Origin of the sequence: Pseudoscardovia suis (assembly GCF_002797875.1) — a bacterium.
GTDB classification, from domain to species: Bacteria; Actinomycetota; Actinomycetes; order Actinomycetales; family Bifidobacteriaceae; genus Pseudoscardovia; species Pseudoscardovia suis.
Window position 1 is genome coordinate 534750 of record NZ_PGFC01000001.1, and the last position, 17988, is coordinate 552737.

16 protein-coding genes and 4 tRNA genes are annotated in these 17988 nt (G+C 60.5%); 18 read left to right on the top strand and 2 right to left on the bottom strand.

Translation table 11 applies throughout. The annotated features are described in order from the left end of the window. Positions 1 to 112: 112 nt before the first annotated feature. Positions 113 to 934 carry a fructosamine kinase family protein gene (locus CLV65_RS01985; protein ID WP_338065602.1) on the bottom strand — a complete coding sequence of 274 codons (822 nt, stop codon included), beginning with the start codon at positions 932 to 934 and terminating at the stop codon, positions 113 to 115. A gap of 160 nt (positions 935 to 1094) precedes the next feature. Between CLV65_RS01985 and uppP the strand changes: the two genes are divergently transcribed. After that, positions 1095 to 1967 carry an undecaprenyl-diphosphatase UppP gene (gene uppP / locus CLV65_RS01990; RefSeq protein WP_094691849.1) on the top strand — a complete coding sequence of 291 codons (873 nt, stop codon included), beginning with the start codon at positions 1095 to 1097 and terminating at the stop codon, positions 1965 to 1967. Positions 1968 to 2163: 196 nt separating this feature from the next. Here uppP and CLV65_RS01995 read toward each other — a convergent pair whose 3' ends face one another. Continuing rightward, positions 2164 to 3573 carry a PAC2 family protein gene (locus tag CLV65_RS01995; protein WP_094691704.1) on the bottom strand — a complete coding sequence of 470 codons (1410 nt, stop codon included), beginning with the start codon at positions 3571 to 3573 and terminating at the stop codon, positions 2164 to 2166. Positions 3574 to 3846: 273 nt separating this feature from the next. Between CLV65_RS01995 and CLV65_RS02000 the strand changes: the two genes are divergently transcribed. From CLV65_RS02000 to sucD, 17 genes are all read left to right on the top strand, one after another. Continuing rightward, a tRNA-Gly gene (locus tag CLV65_RS02000) sits at positions 3847 to 3919 on the top strand. A gap of 25 nt (positions 3920 to 3944) precedes the next feature. Continuing rightward, positions 3945 to 4015, top strand: a tRNA-Cys gene (locus CLV65_RS02005). Positions 4016 to 4020: 5 nt separating this feature from the next. Further along, positions 4021 to 4093 (top strand) — tRNA-Val (locus tag CLV65_RS02010). Between the two features lie 121 nt (positions 4094 to 4214). After that, positions 4215 to 4287 (top strand) — tRNA-Val (locus CLV65_RS02015). Positions 4288 to 4628: 341 nt separating this feature from the next. Then, positions 4629 to 6662, top strand: coding sequence for a threonine--tRNA ligase (thrS, locus tag CLV65_RS02020; RefSeq protein WP_420848427.1), 2034 nt, complete (start codon positions 4629 to 4631; stop codon positions 6660 to 6662). 8 nt (positions 6663 to 6670) lie between these two features. Next, positions 6671 to 7312 carry an HIT family protein gene (locus CLV65_RS02025; protein ID WP_094691706.1) on the top strand — a complete coding sequence of 214 codons (642 nt, stop codon included), beginning with the start codon at positions 6671 to 6673 and terminating at the stop codon, positions 7310 to 7312. A 4-nt stretch (positions 7313 to 7316) separates the two neighbouring features. Next, positions 7317 to 7958, top strand: coding sequence for a phosphatidylinositol phosphate synthase (pgsA, locus tag CLV65_RS02030; RefSeq protein WP_094691707.1), 642 nt, complete (start codon positions 7317 to 7319; stop codon positions 7956 to 7958). Between the two features lie 338 nt (positions 7959 to 8296). Next, complete coding sequence (locus CLV65_RS02035; protein WP_094691708.1) at positions 8297 to 9304, top strand: phosphatidylinositol mannoside acyltransferase; 1008 nt, start codon at positions 8297 to 8299, stop codon at positions 9302 to 9304. A 314-nt stretch (positions 9305 to 9618) separates the two neighbouring features. Then, complete coding sequence (locus CLV65_RS02040) at positions 9619 to 10863, top strand: glycosyltransferase family 4 protein (protein ID WP_094691850.1); 1245 nt, start codon at positions 9619 to 9621, stop codon at positions 10861 to 10863. Positions 10864 to 10947: 84 nt separating this feature from the next. Beyond that, positions 10948 to 11706: a YebC/PmpR family DNA-binding transcriptional regulator gene (locus CLV65_RS02045; protein ID WP_094691709.1), complete on the top strand. Its 759-nt coding sequence runs from the start codon at positions 10948 to 10950 to the stop codon at positions 11704 to 11706. 13 nt (positions 11707 to 11719) lie between these two features. Further along, positions 11720 to 12304, top strand: coding sequence for a crossover junction endodeoxyribonuclease RuvC (gene ruvC, locus CLV65_RS02050; RefSeq protein ID WP_094691710.1), 585 nt, complete (start codon positions 11720 to 11722; stop codon positions 12302 to 12304). Between the two features lie 114 nt (positions 12305 to 12418). Continuing rightward, complete coding sequence (ruvA, locus tag CLV65_RS02055; protein WP_094691711.1) at positions 12419 to 13045, top strand: Holliday junction branch migration protein RuvA; 627 nt, start codon at positions 12419 to 12421, stop codon at positions 13043 to 13045. 2 nt (positions 13046 to 13047) lie between these two features. Then, on the top strand, positions 13048 to 14103 hold the full coding sequence (ruvB, locus tag CLV65_RS02060) for a Holliday junction branch migration DNA helicase RuvB (RefSeq protein WP_094691712.1): 1056 nt from the start codon (positions 13048 to 13050) through the stop codon (positions 14101 to 14103). A gap of 269 nt (positions 14104 to 14372) precedes the next feature. Then, positions 14373 to 14780, top strand: a complete 408-nt coding sequence (locus CLV65_RS02065; protein ID WP_094691713.1) for a preprotein translocase subunit YajC — start codon at positions 14373 to 14375, stop codon at positions 14778 to 14780. Positions 14781 to 14945: 165 nt separating this feature from the next. Then, positions 14946 to 15524, top strand: a complete 579-nt coding sequence (locus CLV65_RS02070; protein ID WP_094691714.1) for an adenine phosphoribosyltransferase — start codon at positions 14946 to 14948, stop codon at positions 15522 to 15524. Between the two features lie 322 nt (positions 15525 to 15846). Beyond that, entirely contained in the window at positions 15847 to 17061 is a 1215-nt protein-coding gene (gene sucC, locus CLV65_RS02075; RefSeq protein ID WP_094691715.1) for an ADP-forming succinate--CoA ligase subunit beta, read from the top strand. Further along, entirely contained in the window at positions 17061 to 17984 is a 924-nt protein-coding gene (gene sucD, locus CLV65_RS02080; RefSeq protein WP_094691716.1) for a succinate--CoA ligase subunit alpha, read from the top strand. The genes sucC and sucD overlap by 1 nt, the downstream gene beginning before the upstream one ends. The last annotated feature ends 4 nt before the right edge of the window (positions 17985 to 17988 follow it).

The following is a 17988-nucleotide window of genomic DNA, read 5'->3' on the forward strand; positions in this document are numbered from 1 at the left end:
ATCACGCATACAAAAGGGGTGGTGCTGATTCCGAGGAACCGGCACCACCCCTTTTGAATTCACCGCTGTTGAATTCACTGCTGTTGAATTGTTGTGTGATTCGTTGCCGCGATCAGCCCAGCAGGCTCGTGCACATCTGGCGGAATTCACTCACGTAGCCGCCGCCGAAGAACACGCAATGGCCTGCGATGGGGTAGAGCTGCCACAGCGTGTAGCGGTCCTGATAGCCAGACTTGAGCGGATGCACACTCATGTATCCGTCCATGATCTCAGACAGATACGGCATGCCGAACAGATGCAGCATCGCAAGGTCTTCCTCGCGATGCCCGCCATGGGCCGCCGGATCGATGAGGATCGCCTCGACCCCGTCGTTGCCATGTGTCCACATCACGTTGCCGCTCCACAGGTCGCCATGCACGCGGGCAGGCTTGTCAGACGCTGCCGGGCCCAAAAGGTCGGGCAGGGCGTCGACCACATGCTGCGCCAGGTCAAGATCGGCATTGCCCAGCACGCCTCGTTCCACTCCAAGGCGCACCATTGGAAGGATTCGCCCCTCACCGTAATACGTCGTAACATCAGTCCATTCACCGGTGTCCATCGGCACAGGATCTTGCAGCGGGCCGAAATAGCACGTGCCGTCATACCCCTGCGGCGCGGAACCGAAGAACTGCGCGCCCGTGTCATGCATGCGGGCGAGCGCAGCGCCAAACGCAAACGCCGCCTTCGGCGTGGGGGACGCCGGCTCCACACGCTCGATGTCCAGATAATCGTCGCCCCAGTTGAACACCTTCACGACGCGGGGACCGCCATTGGCATGCGCCTGCCCCAACCACTGCAGCCCCCTGCCTTCGCACTCGAAGAAACCTTGGGGCGCCCATCCGCGCGACTTGCGGTAAACAGCATCACTCATCGCTGTGTTCCTCCTGTAATACATAATCAATCTATTGCCTTTATTCAGTATGGCACTTCCGCCATTCCCGCGCACGTCATCGCCCGCCCAGCAGCGGCCATCGGCACAAACGGGCACGGGCTGGAACAAGGCCGCGTGTCGGCTGCGACGCACTGTGGCCAAGCCGCCCTGTATTGTGGCGAACGTGAATGTTTTCCAAGCTATTTTTCTCGGCTTTCTCCAAGGTCTGACCGAGTATCTTCCTGTTTCGTCCAGCGCGCATATCCGAATCTTCGGTTCGCTCATCGGCTGCGAAGACCCCGGTGCTGCGTTCACCGCCATCATTCAGATCGGCACGGAGCTGGCGGTATTGCTGTATTTCCGCCATGACATTGCACGAATCCTGTCGCATTGGTTCCGCTGCCTGTTCAGCAAGAACGCCCAGGGGTGGGAGCGTTTCGGATCCAAAGACAAAGACGCCGCCATGGGCTGGTACATCATCATCGGCACGATGCCGATTGTGATCGCTGGCCTTTTGTTCCAGAAGGTGATCGAGACCAATCTGCGAAACCTGTGGATCATCGTGTGCACGCTCGCCATCTTCGGCGTGCTTCTGTGGTACTTCGACCAGCGCAGTGCACAGGTCAAGGGCGAAGAAGACATGACGTGGAAGGACGCGATCGTCTTCGGCATCGGCCAGATGCTTGCCTTGGTTCCGGGTGTGTCTCGCTCCGGCGGCACCATCACCTTCGGCCGCGCCATGGGCTATACCCGCGAGGCTGCGGCGCGCGTGAGCTTCCTCATGGCGATTCCTGCGGTGTTGGGCGCTGGAATCCTCGAAACCGTCAAGTCCGTGGGCGACACCTCGGACCCCTCGTTCCCGGGATGGGGAGTGACGATCCTTGCCACGATCATCTCGTTCGTCGTGGGCTATGTGGTGATCATCGGATTCCTCAAGCTCGTCTCCACGTTCTCTTACAAGGGCTTCGCCATCTACCGCATCGCTCTTGCAGTGTTCGTGGTGATCATGCTCGTGACGAATGTGCTGACGCCGCTGTCGGGTGCCGCCGCCGTATAACCGCGCGACGCGTAGTGTGTTGTGACGCACTTGCGACGCAACACACTGCCGGCTTGCCGCGCAGGGCTTGACGGATGACTTCCGCACCTCACGCGCACAGCCTGAAGAACACAACCTGTGACACAAATAAATCCGGACCAGCCGCTTCATCAAGCGTCGGCTGGCCCGGATTTTTGTTTCTCTCAGTCTGTTTCTCTCAGTCTGTTGCGGGGGAATCCGTCGCTTTCCCTGCGTTGCCTGTCCGCTGCCCGCTATCAGAGATGCCGTTATCTGTGCCGCAATCGGCGCCTGCACCGTTCCTGGCATTGCCATTCGAGGCCCCCTCATTCGCGGCATTGCCTTCGGTGCCGGTTTTCGCCGCGGAAGACGCACAATCCGGATTGACTCCATCCGAACCGGAAGAGCGGCCGGCACGCATGCCCGAGGATGTGGCATCATGACGATCCACCCCCTGGACGGACGGCTTCATCGTTGCATCAGCGTTCCATTGCACCGACGGGGCGTGAGGGGAGAACCGGGTGTGAATCTGCGCCACGGCATGCGCATCGAACAGTCCGCCCTTGCTCTTGATGTTGACGCCTTTGAGCTGGACGTCGAGCAAGAACTTCTCCGTCTCCTGCACAAGCTGCTCACAGACATCGGGCTGGCGGCTGAGCTTCATCTCCATGTCGATGCGGGTGCTCGTATCATGCTCGCGTTCGAGTCGCTCGACCTCATGGCGCAGATCCGGGTTGATCGACATCATTGCATCAGCGCGCGCATGCCAGCGCCTGGACTGGAATCCCAAGTCGGCGGTTTCAAGATCCTCGCCAAGGTTCTTGGAGAGAGCCTTGAGCAAATCCAGCGTCGCCTGAGGACATTCTTCGCTCGCCATGTACCGCGGCACAGAAACTGTGTAGGCGTCGATGGGGATGCATGCGTCTGCGGCGGTGAGGTTGAGCACCACATTCATGCTCACGGGACCGCGGTATTCATCCAAATCGCCATTGCCTGGCACATACAGCGTACCGTCGCCGCGCGCAACGCTGCCCCAATGCGACATAGGCAGCTCACGGGTGTGGGGGCAATCGTCAAGCATGCTGGAAAGCGACACAATGCGCTCGACCCCATTTGCGAGGGCGATGTCAAGGCACGTGTTCGCGTAATCCTCCCAATACAAGTTGGGCTCTGACCCCGAGAGCACAAGAAGGCGCAACGTGGGGGAGACGTCCACAGCGACGATGGAGCTTTCCGGCCACATCAGGCGGCGTTCCCCGTCGATGGTGGTGATCATCGGGCGGTTTTGCTGAAAGTCATAGTATTTGCACGAGCACAGGCGCTTGACGAGGGTGTAGCTGTATTGGCGCGCCACGTGCTGGACGAGGTCCGAAACCGCATAGCAGGCGTCCGACCAGCCGGACAGCGCGGTCACGAACACCGTGTGGCGCTGCGCAGAAGCAGCAGCCTCGGATTGTGCTGCCGGGGAAGCCGAGGCGTCGACACCATGGGCCGTCTGCGAATCGCTGCCGCAGGGACGCTCTGAAGCGTTAGCCACATACGTCTGCTGGCTCTGGCCGTTTCGCTGCGCAGGGCTGGGACGCCGAGCGCCATCTGATGCCTTGGTCATGTGGACCCTCCTTATGTCACCACCAAGGGTATCGGCATATGTGTCTCCAGAAAGTCAACTATGCCGTGGGCGTGAACGCGTCATATTGCAAGAAAGCGAAAAAGCGGCAAAAGCCGTGATTCCCTCAAAATGCCAAGAATCGTTGAAATTCCAACGAAAACACGAATGCGACACGCCCGGGAACGCCTCGATTTGCCAAATGACATCCGTGTGGTTATATTTATGACTCGTTGCTTGAGGCACGGGTTCACAAGACACCGCCAAGAGAAACATGCGGACATAGCTTAGTTGGTAAAGCGCGACCTTGCCAAGGTCGAGACCGCGGGTCCGAGTCCCGTTGTCCGCTCGAGGTCACGAGAGTGACGTCCTGCGGTGGGTTAGCCAAGCGGTTAGGCAGCGGCCTGCAAAGCCGTATAGACGAGTTCGACTCTCGTACCCACCTCGCTTGGGCGATTGGCGCAGCGGCTAGCGCACTTCCCTGACACGGAAGGGGTCACAAGTTCGATTCTTGTATCGCCCACTCAGGCTTCATGGCCAAAAGCCATATGAAGCCGCTTATAAATAAACAGCTTGTTCATTATTTATTAATGAGCAGCCGATACATGCTCTTTGAGATTGAAACATCGCGAAGTTCATGCTTCGGGCGATTGGCGCAGCGGCTAGCGCACTTCGTTCACACCGAAGGGGTCGTAGGTTCGATTCCTACATCGCCCACCCTTTGAACCCCAGTCTTATGACTGGGGTTTTCTTGTTCCATAGACTCTCTGTATACATCCTCTCTGCAATCGACGAAGACTTATGGGGGATGTCACAAACCATGCGACACGCAACGCCAGAGTGCACCTCGTGTTGCTGCGTGTCGCGTCACGGAACCGCGTTCCCCATGAATTCACAAGAATTCGCAAGGGGAGCACCGCCAATTCATCCATAATTTGCCGTCAGCATTTGCATTCATGAACCAAGTTACATATTGTGTCTACGTAACTTCAGTCCCGGCCCGCACCTTGTACCGCGGGTCCCGATAGCAAAGGACACCAGCAATGGAACAAACCTCCATGATTTCAATCACCGTCAACAACGAGCACAAGGAGGTGGAATCCACTGCCACCGGAACCCAGCTGTTCGCTGAAGACCCCAATGTCATCGCCGTTCGCCTGAACGGAGAGCTGCGCGATCTGTATACGCCGCTCAAGGATGGCGACACCGTCGAATCCGTGACGCTTCAGTCCGAGGATGGTCTGGCAATCATGCGTCACTCGGCCACGCACGTGATGGCGCAGGCAGTCCAGCAGATTCGCCCCGACGCAAAGCTCGGCATCGGACCGGTTATCAAGGATGGTTTCTACTACGACTTCGATGTCAAGGATCCTTTCACCCCTGACGACATCAAAGAAATCGAAAAGCGCATGCAGCGCATCATCAAGGAAGGCCAGACCTTCCGCCGCCGCGTGGTGACGGAAGAGGAAGCTCGTTCCGAGGAAGCCAACGAGCCGTACAAGCTTGAGCTCATCGACTCCGCCGAAAAGACCATCAGCGACGAAGAAGCCACAGAGGTGTGCGAGAACGAGCTGACGTTCTATGACAACCTCGACCATGATGGCAAGGTCGTGTGGAAGGACCTGTGCCGCGGACCTCACCTGCCCAGCACGAAGTACATCAAGGCCTTCAAGCTGCAGCGCTCCGCCTCCGCCTACTGGCGCGGCGATGAGAAGAACCCGATGCTGCAGCGCATCTACGGCACCGCATGGGCATCCAAGGACGACCTCAAGGCCTACACGACCCGCATGGAGGAAGCCGCCCGCCGCGACCACCGCAAGCTTGGCCAGGAAATGGACCTGTTCTCGTTCCCGGATGAGATCGGTCCCGGCCTCGCGGTGTTCCATCCCAAGGGTGCCGCCGTCATCAATGCAATGAAGGAATACTCCCGCAAGCGCCATCTGCGCGGCGGCTACTCCTTCGTGCAGACCCCGCACATCACCAAGGGCCACCTCTACGAAGTTTCTGGTCATCTTTCCTGGTACAAGGACGGCATGTATCCGCCCATGCGCGTGGATGAAGAGCGCGACGCCGACGGCAATGTGACGAAGCAGGGCTTCGACTACTACCTCAAGCCAATGAACTGCCCGATGCACAACCTGATCTTCGCGTCCCGCCAGCGCTCGTACCGCGAGCTGCCGCTGCGACTGTTCGAGTTCGGCACGGTGTACCGTTACGAGAAGTCCGGCGTGGTGCACGGCCTGACCCGTGTACGCGGTTTGACGCAGGATGATTCCCACATCTACTGCACCCGCGAGCAGATGCGCGACGAAATCCGCCGCGTGCTCAACTTCGTGCTCAGCGTGCTCAAGGACTTCGGCCTGAACGACTTCTACCTTGAGCTCTCCACGAAGGACGAGCACAAGTTCGTCGGATCCGACGAAATCTGGGAGGAGGCGACCAATACGCTTGCCGAGGTCGCCAAGGAATCCGGCCTCGAACTCGTCGACGATCCGGGCGGCGCGGCATTCTACGGCCCGAAGATCTCGGTGCAGGCCCGCGACGCGATCGGCCGCACCTGGCAGGTGTCCACCATTCAGCTGGACTTCAACCTGCCGGAGCGCTTCCAGCTCGAATACATCGCGGCAGATGGCTCCCATCAGCGTCCGGTGATGATTCACCGCGCGCTGTTCGGCTCCATCGAGCGTTTCTTCGCCATCCTGCTCGAGCATTACGCCGGCGCGTTCCCCGCATGGCTCGCCCCGGTGCAGGTGCTCGGCGTTCCGGTGACGGACAACGCAGGGGAGCATCTGAAGAAGGTCATCGACAAGCTCACCTACAACTTCGTGCGTTGCGAGCTTGATGACTCCGACGACCGCTTCGGCAAGAAGATCCGCAACGCCTCCAAGTCGAAGGCACCGTTCATCCTCATCGCAGGTGAGGAAGACACCGCGAACAACGCGGTCAGCTTCCGCTTCCGCGACGGCAGCCAGAAGAACGGCGTGCCGGTGGACGAAGCCATCGAGCAGATCAAGGCCGCCATTGCTTCGCATCGCCAGGTCAACACCGCCGATGATTTCGAAGCAGCCATCGTCGCGCCGGCATACGAGTGAGCCGCGCGATGGACGACACACAGCAAGGGGAAGCCGTGAGGATCGACGATCCGCGCGACTTCCCTCCGCGTGAGGATGGATACCAGCGTCTGTGGACGCCGCAGCGCATGTCGTATGTGCTGCGCGGCAATAAGGACGGCGACGCCAAGAAGCCGCACGGCTCCGAGTGCCCGTTCTGCGCAGGGCCGAAGAAATCGGATGAGGACGGGCTCATCGCATGGCGCGGCACGTATGTGTTCGCCATCATGAACCTGTATCCATACAACTGCGGGCATCTGATGATCTGCCCTTACCGTCACGTGAGCCTGCTCACGGATCTGACCGATGACGAGCTGTTCGAGTTCGAAAAGGCCAGCGCGCTTGCGATGGACGTGATGCGCGAGGTCTCGCATCCGGATGGCTGGAACCTGGGAATCAACCAGGGCGATGTCGCCGGTGCGGGCGTCGCCACGCATCTGCATCAGCACATAGTGCCACGCTGGAACGGCGATTCCAATTTCATGCCCATCGTCGCACAGACCCGCACGATGCCAATCCTGCTCCATGAGCAGCGTGAGGCATACGCCGAGGGATTCGCCACGTTGGCGCCCAGCCATGGGCTGCCCGCACAGGCACCCGCGACAGGCAACGACACCAAGGACAGGAACTGACCCCATGTTCGAGAATCTGCGCAAACCATGGAAGCGTCTCATCGCGCCCATCGCACGCGGACTGCACGCCATAGGCGTTACCGCGAACGCCGTGACGATTTTCGGTGCCGCCGGCACTGTCATCGCCGCGTTCGTAACCGGCATCACCGGATGGATGCTTGCCGGTTCGCTCGTGATGGCGGTGCTTGTCGTCTTCGACTCCCTTGACGGCTCGGTTGCCGCTTTGGAAGGCGGCGGCACGAAGTTCGGGGCGTTCCTGGACTCGACGCTCGACCGCATCGCTGACTGGGCGGTGCTCACTGCCATCATCATCTATCTGGTGCGGCAGCCGGACTTCATGACGGTGTGGCCGCAGGTGTGCTTCTATAGCGCACTAGTGGCGATCATGACGTCGTTCGTGACATCCTATGCTCGCGCCCGCGGCGAAGCGGTGGGCTACGAAGCGAAGAACGGCATCGCGACGCGCTCCGACAGACTGGTGATCATCTTGGTGGGCATGTTCCTGTATGGATGCGGCTTGCCGCTTGCCGTGCTCAGCGTGTTCATCGCCGTGCTCGCGCTGCTTGGCGTCATCACCGTGTGGCAGCGCATGCATCGCATCCACCAGTTGGCGATGGCAGATCCGCACAACAGGGTGAATTCCTGATACGCGGCCCGCTCTCACAAGCGCCCTGCTTTTCGCGTTGTGATATTTGCTCCAACGCGGGAACGGGGCGCTTTTGTTGGTATATGTAATATTGCGTAATATCGTCAGGCCTTGCATGAATCCGCCTCTTCGACGGAAAATGACGAAGGCTCAGACAGCCAATCGACCGATCGCCCGCCACGCAGATGATGAGAAATGCGGGGGACAAGGAATGATGAGATTAGTCTGGCACCATGCGGTGTGCGACCCCACTGTGACATACGCTGAGCGAGGACATGCACGCTGTGACATGCACGCTGTGACATGCACGCTGTGCGAGGAAAGGCGAGAAGGACAATATGATCGATTCGATTTTGGTATTTGTGGCAAAGCATGCCTCCAGTCTTCCCGAACGACTCGTCAGGGGAGCGTTCCTGCTCGCTGCCGACATCCTGTGGCTTCTAGGACTTGGCGGAGAGCGGCAGCTGGAGCGAAACCTCGCGCATGTGCTGCACGCTCGTGACGGTGCGGCACCGTCGCGTCACGCTGTGCGCCGCACAGCCCGCCGGGCGATGCGCTCGTATTTCACCTATTTTTCAGAGGCCATGACGCTTGAGGCCCGTGATAGCGCTACGTTGGACGCGCGCGTCAGGGGGGCGGGCGCCTACCTCGATGACATTCTGGCGAATTCCCGCCATGCATCGATACCCGCCGCACTGGGCCATCAAGGCAATTGGGATTACGCCGGATTCTGGTCGCACCTGCATCTGTTGCCTGTCACGACCGTGGCGGAACGTCTGTCGAACGAACAGCTGCTCGAGGAGTTCATTTCCATCCGAAAGCGTGCAGGAATCGCGATTTTCACAACGAAGACACCGGGCCTCACTGACAAGCTCAAAGACGTCATGCGCGGCGAGGAGCACCGCCTCGTGCCGCTGCTGGCGGACAGGGATCTGAGCCACCATGGCGAATTCGTCAATGCCTTCGACTCGATGATCCGTGTTGCACGAGGGCCCGCCACGCTGTCGTATGACCTGATGACACCGCTTTACGTAGTCAATGTGTATCGCGAGAAGCTTCACGGCGAGCGCCGCAAAAAAGCGAAGACTCCCTACGGTTACGTCATTGACATCTCCGGAAAGGTCGATCCGCACGACTACCAAGGCATGGAGCGCGAGGAGGCGCTGCGCGCCATCAGCCAGGAGTGGGTGCGTCAATGGTGCGCGAACGTCATGGAGCACCCCGAGGACTGGCACATGCTGCAAAGAGTGTTCCTGGAAGACATGGATGCGACGCGCATGTCGAATGTGCCCGACGATGTTGCCCATCGACTCGAAGAGTTGCATAAAGGCACACGCCATGCGTGAGTGAGCTGGGCCGCGAGCAGGCTGCGGGTGAGCAGGCTATGCGATAAAAAGTCTGCTCATCGATTAGACTATGCGTTTGTTTTGAATCAGGCAGGCATGCCCCATGCACAACCCCGCGTACACAGACACGCATGGATACGCATGAATACGCATACGAAGGCAATTGACAGCGGCGCCTGACGGCAGCCGCATGACGCGAACGAACAGAACACACACGAAAACACCAGCGAAAGAAGGAAGCGATGACCCTCGATGACAGTCAGGCAGCCGCTCGCATCGACTTCAGCACACTGAGTCTCGACGAGCTGCGGGCGATGGACCCCCTGCAGGGACGCAAACTTCGCATCGGCATCATCTGCCCGTACTCGATGGAATACCCCGGGGGCGTGCAATTCCACATCCTTGATTTCGCCGAGGAACTCATGGAACGCGGTCACTACGTGCAGGTGCTCGCGCCTGGCCGACGCACGAAAGACATGCCCCTGTGGGTGCAGACCACCGGCACGAGCTTCACGATTCCCTTCAACGGATCCGTCGCGCACCTGAGCTTCTTCGGGACCGCGGGGATGCGCACCCGCCGATGGATACGACAGGGGAAGTTCGACATCGTACATCTGCATGAGCCGGAGGTGCCGAGCCTGTCGCACAAGGCGCTGCGCCCGGGTTTCAAGCACCCGCCGTATGTGGCTACGTTCCATGCGTCCTTCGACACGTATCCCAAGACCTTGGAGATGTTCGAGAACTACCTGCGCCACCGCACCAGCGCAATCAGCCAGGCAATCTGCGTCTCGCCATCGTCCTGGCGCATTGCGCAGCATTACCTCGACACATCCATACCCGTGCACATCATCCCCAACGGCGTGCAAACGCAGTATTTCTCGCAAGCCACGCCGAACCCTGCATGGCAGGGCACCACGTCGGCGCCCACCATCGGCTTCCTTGGCCGCATGGGGGAGGAGCGCAAGGGATTCCGCGTATTCGCCGAAGCAATGCGGCACATCCTCAAGTTCTATCCGCATGCACGGTTCCTGTGCGCGGGCGACGGAGAGGAGGCGGCGCGCAAGATCCTCAGCAGCATCGACGGAAAGCTCGTGGATCATGTGGAGTTCCTCGGGCGCATCTCCGATGACGACAAGGCGCGGTTCTACAAGTCGCTCACGATGTACATCGCTCCGCAGACCGGCGGCGAAAGCTTTGGCATCGTGCTCGTGGAGGCGATGGCGGCGGGCTGCCCGGTCGTCGCATCCGACCTCGAGGCTTTCAAGGATGTTTCGGAGAACGGCAAGGACGTCAACTTGTTCCTCGCCGGACAGAGCAAATCCCTGGCGCAGAACGTCATCGGGCTGCTGGCGAACAAGCCGGTGCTTGACGAACTGGGACAGAAAGGGCAAGCTCGGTCGCTGACCTATGAATGGGACCGCGTGGACGTGGAGCTTCTCGACGTGTATGCGAAGGCACTGGGCGAGCAGGAAGGCTCTGACGTGCTCGAGGAAAGCCTCAATGCCACCAGCACAGGCCACGCCCGCAGGCGGGGTCGATTCAGCGCTCGGCTTGACTGAGCGCCTGATGTTGTGCCTTGTCGCAAACGCTATTTATAATCGCAACGTTTGAATGTATTCGTCCGTTCTCAATCAGGAGCACTAATGTCCGGACATTCCAAGTGGGCCACTACGAAGAACAAGAAGGCGGCCATTGACGCCAAGCGCGGCAAGCTGTTTGCCAAGCTCATCAAGAACATCGAAATCGCTGCACGCACCGGCGGCGGCGACCCCAACGGCAACCCGACCCTCTACGACGCCATCGTCAAGGCGAAGAAGAGCTCTGTGCCGGCCGACAACATCACCCGCGCCGTCAAGCGTGGTTCCGGTGAAGAAGCCGGTGGCGCAGATTACGAAGAGATTGTCTACGAAGGCTATGCACCCGGTGGCGTCGGCCTGATCATCCAGTGCCTCACCGATAACCGCAACCGCGCCGCAGCCGACGTGCGTTCCACCCTGACGAAGAAGGGCGGCTCGCTCGCCGCAAACGGCTCCGTGAGCTTCAACTTCGAACGCAAGGGCCAGATTGTCGTGCCGTCCGAGGGCGTCGATTACGACAAGCTGTTCGAGATCGCCGCTGATGCAGGCGCAGAGGATGTGTCGGATGACGGCGACACCTACACGATCACGACCGATCCGTCCGATCTGGTGACCGTGCGCAAGGCCGTGCAGGACGCTGGCATCGACTACGATTCCGCTGACGCCGTGCTGGTGCCGCAGAACGAGGTCACGCTGGACCTCGAGGCAGCGCAGAAGGTCAACAACCTCATCGACGCCCTCGATGACCTCGACGATGTGCAGAACATCTACTCGAACTGGACCGCCTCTGACGAAGTCATGCAGCAGCTCGAGGAAGCGGAGTGACGAAGGCATCGTCATGCTGATCCTCGGTGTCGACCCCGGACTTACCCGGTGCGGAGTCGGTGTCATAGAAGCCGGCGCATCGCGCCGGCTTTCTTTTGTGCACGTGGATGTGATCCGCTCCAAGCCGGAGCAGCCGCAGGACCTTCGGCTGCTCACCATCTACAACGGATTATGCGCGAAATTCGACCGGTTCATACCCGATGTGGTGTCCATCGAACGCGTGTTCGCGCAAGAGAACCGCAGCACGGTGCTCGGAACGGCGCAGGTCGCGGGATTGGCCATGCTCGCCGCCGCGCAACGAGGCATCCCCACGGCCTTGCACACGCCGTCGGAGGTGAAGCTGGCCATCACAGGCAACGGCATGGCTCCCAAGGCGCAGGTGGAGAACATGGTCATGCGCATCCTGAGCCTCAATGAGCCTCCCAAGCCGGCGGACGCGGCGGATGCCTTGGCACAGGCCATCTGCCATGCTTTGCGACCTGCCGGTGCCATCCAAGGCGGCGAACGCGAGGAGCATCTGACCGCCGCCCAGCGCCAATGGGCGGTCGCCATGCAGAAGGCACGCCGGGGCAGAGGCGGAATAAAGCGCGATATGTAACATACTTCGAACATCTGTTCGAAGTATGTTATGATGGCCAAGGATACCGTGACCCAGCCAGCGCAAGCGGTTCGGTCAAGCCTTATCGATTGCAACCTTTCAAGGAGGTCGGAGATGTTCGCCAGCCTTACCGGGACCGTGGAGACAGTGGGGGCCGACTCCGCCGTCATCGACGTCAACGGAGTGGGGTTCCTCGTGAGGATGTCCGCCCTCGATCTGGCGCACCTGCACACAGGCCAACAGACGCACGTGCTCACATCGCTGCACGTCGCGCAGGACAGCCTGAGCCTCTATGGATTCCTGGCCCGTCAATCGCAGGAGCTGTTCGCACAGCTGCTCAAGGTCAGCGGAATCGGACCGAAGGTCGCTCTCGGGGTGCTGTCCAGCTTCACTCCAGCGCAATTCGCGGACATCGTCCAGCGGCAGGACACGACCGCCCTCACCAAGGCGCAGGGGCTGGGACGCAAAGGCGCCCAGAAGATCATCTTGGAACTGGCCAACAAACTGGTGCTCGACAGTGACTCAGCATCTGGCAGCCAGGCTGATGCACAGCCCGCGGACCCGGTGGCGGCGCAACTCGTCGACGCGATGGTCGGCATGGGCAAGGACGCAAAGCAGGCGCAGGAAGCCGTGAACAAGGCCATCGAGGCCTTGGGGATCGCAACGCCCATGCCTGCCGACAAGAGTGTCGAATCCCAAGTGCTGTCCTACGCGTTCCGCAGCATGGATAGGAGGGACTAGCGATGGCAGATGGCATCAAGCCGAATCTCGGCGCCGCGGAAGACTCTCTGCGCATGGTCTCCGCTCAGACGCAGCAGAACGAGCAGCTGTCCGACGAAGAGCTGCGCCCGGCGTCCCTCGATGACTTCATCGGGCAGCCGCGCCTCAAAGAGCAGATGCGGCTCTTCCTGACGGCAGCCCAGAAAAGGGGAGTGCCGCCGGACCACATCCTGCTCGCAGGCCCTCCTGGACTGGGCAAGACGACATTGGCAATGATCGTCGCCAATGAGCTGGGAGTTCCAGTGCGCATCACGTCCGGACCGGCAATCCAGCACGCGGGCGACCTTGCCTCCATCCTCAGCTCTCTGGATGAGGGAGAAGTGCTCTTCATCGACGAGATCCATCGCCTGCCTCGCGCAGCCGAAGAGATGATGTACATCGCTATGGAGGATTTCCGCGTGGATGTGATGGTGGGCAAGGGCCCTGGCGCGTCATCGATTCCCCTGACACTGCCGCGGTTCACGGTGGTGGGAGCCACGACACGCGAGGGCATGCTTCCATCGCCTTTGCGCGCCCGCTTCGGTTTCACCGCTCATCTGGACTATTATCCGGACGATGAGCTGCGCAAGCTGATTCATCGCTCGGCTTCGGTGCTCGAGGTCTCGATCACCGAAGAGGCCGCCGCCCAGCTGGCAAGCAGGTCACGCGGCACGCCTCGAATCGCCAACCGCCTGCTCCGACGCGTGCGGGACTGGGGCGTGGTCCACGATCTCGATGTCATCGATGAGGACGCGGTGCAGGCTGCGCTCGACCTGTATCAGATCGATTCGCAGGGCCTTGACCGACTGGACATCGCCGTGCTCAACGCCGTATGCCGCCAGTTCAATGGCGGTCCGGTGGGATTGAGCAATCTGGCCGCCATGGTCGGAGAAGAGGCGGAAACCGTCGAAACCGTGTGTGAACCCTACTTGGTGCGGGAAGGATTCCTCATACGCACGCCTCGAGGCCGCGTGGCGACGCAGAAAGCGTGGAAGCATCTGGGGATCGTTCCTCCCGATGATGTCAATTCGCTGTTCTAAGGTGGCACAAGGCAAACCGGGCTGCACTCCGCAGCCGCAGCGCAGCCCGTCGCAACACGCTACCGTCGCGCCCCACTGCTGCAACATCACTGTTGCAGCTCACTGCTGCAGCGACTGTTGCAGCCCACTGTTGCAACAGTCGCTGCCGGATGAACCGTGGAATGCGTCGGGCATCGCGCCTGATGCGCAGCCCAATTGATGCACAGCCCAACGGCATACCGCTATCGCTTTGAAAACATACGCCAGCCGCGACCGCAAGGAGGTCACCAATGCCAGATATCACGACGATCGTCATTCTCGTTCTGCTCATCCTCATGATGGTGTGGATGGGGCATACGTCCAAGAAGCAGCAACAGTCCATGAAGGATCGCGAGAACTGGCGCCAGAACCTCGAGCCGGGCGACAAGGTTGCCACGCAGTCCGGTCTGCTTGCCGAGGTCGTCGAGGTGCTGCCCGATTACGACGAGATCGTGCTCAAATCCGAGGACTCCACCAGCCGCTGGCGCCTCGCCGCCATCACCGAGCCTCCGGTGCGTCCCGCGTATATCCCCGATGAAGAGGACGCGGACAACTCCACGGGCGCAACGGAGAACGCGGATGCTACAGAGAACACAGACGCAACGGATGCAGCAGACGAACAACTGACGGACAATTCTTCCGAACTCAACGTCAAGTAATTTTCCTTCCTCAACTATCGACTACGATGGCGTGCAGCGTCACCGCATCGGGCTTGGCGAGGAATCGTTTCATCAGCCTGGTCCGCGCGGGATGCTGCACGCCATGCAATTCAAGGCACGCTTTCACACAGACCACCAAGGCACACAGACCACCAAGGACACCACATGGAAAATGACATCACGCCTGAGAAGCTATCCCTTATGGGCGAGGAGGACAGCGACTACCTGCTGTCGCTTTTCCGCTCCATCCCCGGTTTCCCCAAGGAGGGGATCAATTTCAGGGATTACATGCCGCTTCTGGCCGATGCGCGAGGACTTTCGATCCTGATGGACGCCTTGGTGCGGGCCCTGCCTGTTCCCGCTGATTCCATCGACGAGGTGGCCGGCCTGGAGGCGCGTGGATTCCTCATCGGCGTGCCCCTCGCCGCGGCCTTGCACAAAGGCTTCGTGGCTGTGCGCAAGGCCGGCAAGCTTCCGCCACCGATCGAGCACGCCGACTACAGCCTGGAATACGGTACGGCTTCGCTTGAAATCGAGCAAGGCATCATCAAGCCAGGCACCCGCGTGCTGGTGGTCGACGATCTCATCGCCACGGGCGGCACCGCCCATGCCGCAAAGACCCTCATCGAATCCGTGGGCGGCACGGTGTGCGGCTTCAGCTTCATCATGAAGCTCAACGGATTGGGCGGATGCGACAAGCTTGGCGATGCACCGATCTCCACGCTTGTCTCCATGCCGGCATGATCTCGGGTCTGGCCGTTCCACGTCTCGCATGGCGGGCGCGGAACCCACGCCCGCCATGCCCACGCCCGCCATGCCTGTGATGGTCACGCCTGCAACTGCCACATAATGACGAAAGAATTCGAAAAACACTAGAAGACACTAGAGTATGAGAAAGCACTAGTGTTGATGGTCAGAGGCGGCAACGATCCAACCGGACCGAGAAGCTGCGACAACGTTCCTCTGCCAGTGCAATGTGGCACAGCGAATGATCAGCGCAGCAAACCTGAGCGTGAACCGATGCCGCACGTACCGGAAAACCGAAGATTCACTGAGAGGGTCGAATATGGATTTGTACGAATACCAGGGCCGGCAGCTTTTCGAAGAGGAAGGCATACCGGTTCCCAAGGGAATTTATGCGATGACGCCGCAGGAGGCCCGCAAGGCGGCGGACTCCATCGGATACCCTTGTGTCATCAAAGGCCAGGCGAAAATCGGTCACCGCGGTCAGGCTGGCGCCGTCAAGATCGCCCATGACGCCGACGAGGCAGAGAAACTCGCCGCCCAGATCCTTCCGATGAGCGTGCGCGGACACAAGGTCAACGGTGTGCTCTTGTGCGAGGCAGCGCACATCATCCACGAATACTATGTCTCCATCTCCGTGGACCGCACCTCGCGCGACTACGATGTGCTAGCCACTGCGGCAGGCGGCACGGAGGTCGAGGACATCGCACGCCAGCACCCCGAATACGTCAAGCGCCTGCACATCGACCCATACAAAGGCTTCACGCTCGACGATGCCAAGGTCATGGCGGAGCAGATCGGCTTCTATCACGCCGACAACGACCAGGCTGCACAGATCCTGCTCAAGATGTGGAAGGTCTTCAGCGACAGCGACGCGACGCTCGTCGAAATCAACCCGCTTGCCAAGGTCGGCGATCCCGATGATGAGTCCAGCAAGAGTCTGTGCGCCTTGGATTCGAAGGTGTCGCTGGACGGCAACGCGGCTTTCCGCCACGACGGTTGGAAGCGTTTCGCCGACACGGCTCCCGCGGACCCGCTGGAGGAACGCGCGCAGCAGCATGGTCTGCACTACGTGCGTCTCAAAGGCCAGGTCGGTGTGATTGGCAATGGTGCAGGACTCGTCATGAGCTCGCTGGACGCCGTTGCCGGCGCAGCCCAGGACCAGGGGACCGACATCAAGCCAGCGAACTTCCTGGACATCGGCGGCGGCGCTTCGGCGGAAGTCATGGCGGAATGCCTCTCCATCGTGCTGGACGACCCCAATGTGAAGGACGTCTTCGTCAACGTCTACGGCGGCATCACGTCATGCCAGCTCGTTGCCGAAGGCATCCTTGAGGCGCTGGACAAACTCAACACCACGGCTCCCATCATCATCCGGTTTGACGGCAATGCCGCCAAGGAAGGCCTGGAGACGCTCAAAGCCGCCAACCGCCCCAACATCATCGTCGAATCAACAATGGAGCAAGCCGCCGCGGCGGCCGCACGCATCGCAGCATCCATGGAAGGCAACGGAAACACGCAGGAGGAGAATCGCTGATGACGCTGTTTGTAAAGGATGGCGCACCTGTCATTGTGCAGGGCATGACCGGCCATCAGGGCATGACACACACCGCCCGAATGCTCAAGGCGGGAACGAACATCGTCGGAGGCGTGAACCCCCGCAAGGCCGGGCAGACAGTGGATTTCACCGACGCTGAGGGACAGGTGCGCGCGGTGCCGGTGTATGGCACATGCGCCGAAGCCCGCGAGGCGACCGGTGCCGAGGCCAGCGTGGTATTCGTTCCCCCGCGTTTCGCCAAGGGCGCGATGGTAGAGGCAATCGAGGCGGGGATTCCGCTCATCGTCGTCATCACCGAAGGCGTGCCCGTCGCCGACACCGCATATTGCGTGGCGCTTGCCAAGCGTCGCGGTGTGCGCATCGTGGGACCGAACTGCCCAGGCCTTGCCACGTTCGGGCAGTCGGAAGATTCCAAAGGCACGAATCTGGGAATCATCCCCGACGGCATCGTCAAGCGCGGCCCTCTGGGACTCGTCTCCAAGTCGGGCACACTCACCTATCAGCTGATGGGGGAGTTGTCAGACATCGGCTTCACCGCAGCGCTCGGCGCAGGCGGCGATCCCATCGTCGGCACCACGCTGCTCGAGGCTGTGCAGGCCTATGCAGATGATGATGCGACAAAAGCCGTCGTGATGATCGGCGAAATCGGCGGCAGCGCCGAGCAGGAGGTCGCCGACTGGGCGCGTACCCACATGACGAAGCCGCTGGTGGCATACATCGCAGGATTCACCGCGCCGGAAGGCAAGCAGATGGGTCATGCCGGCGCGATCGTGTCCGGAGGCAAGGGCAGCGCTGCCGACAAGAAGGAGGCTCTGGAAGCAGTGGGAATCCCCGTGGGACGTACTCCGGGCCAGACCGCTCGCATCATGCGTGACATCCTGACCAAGCGTGGAATCATCTGAGCCG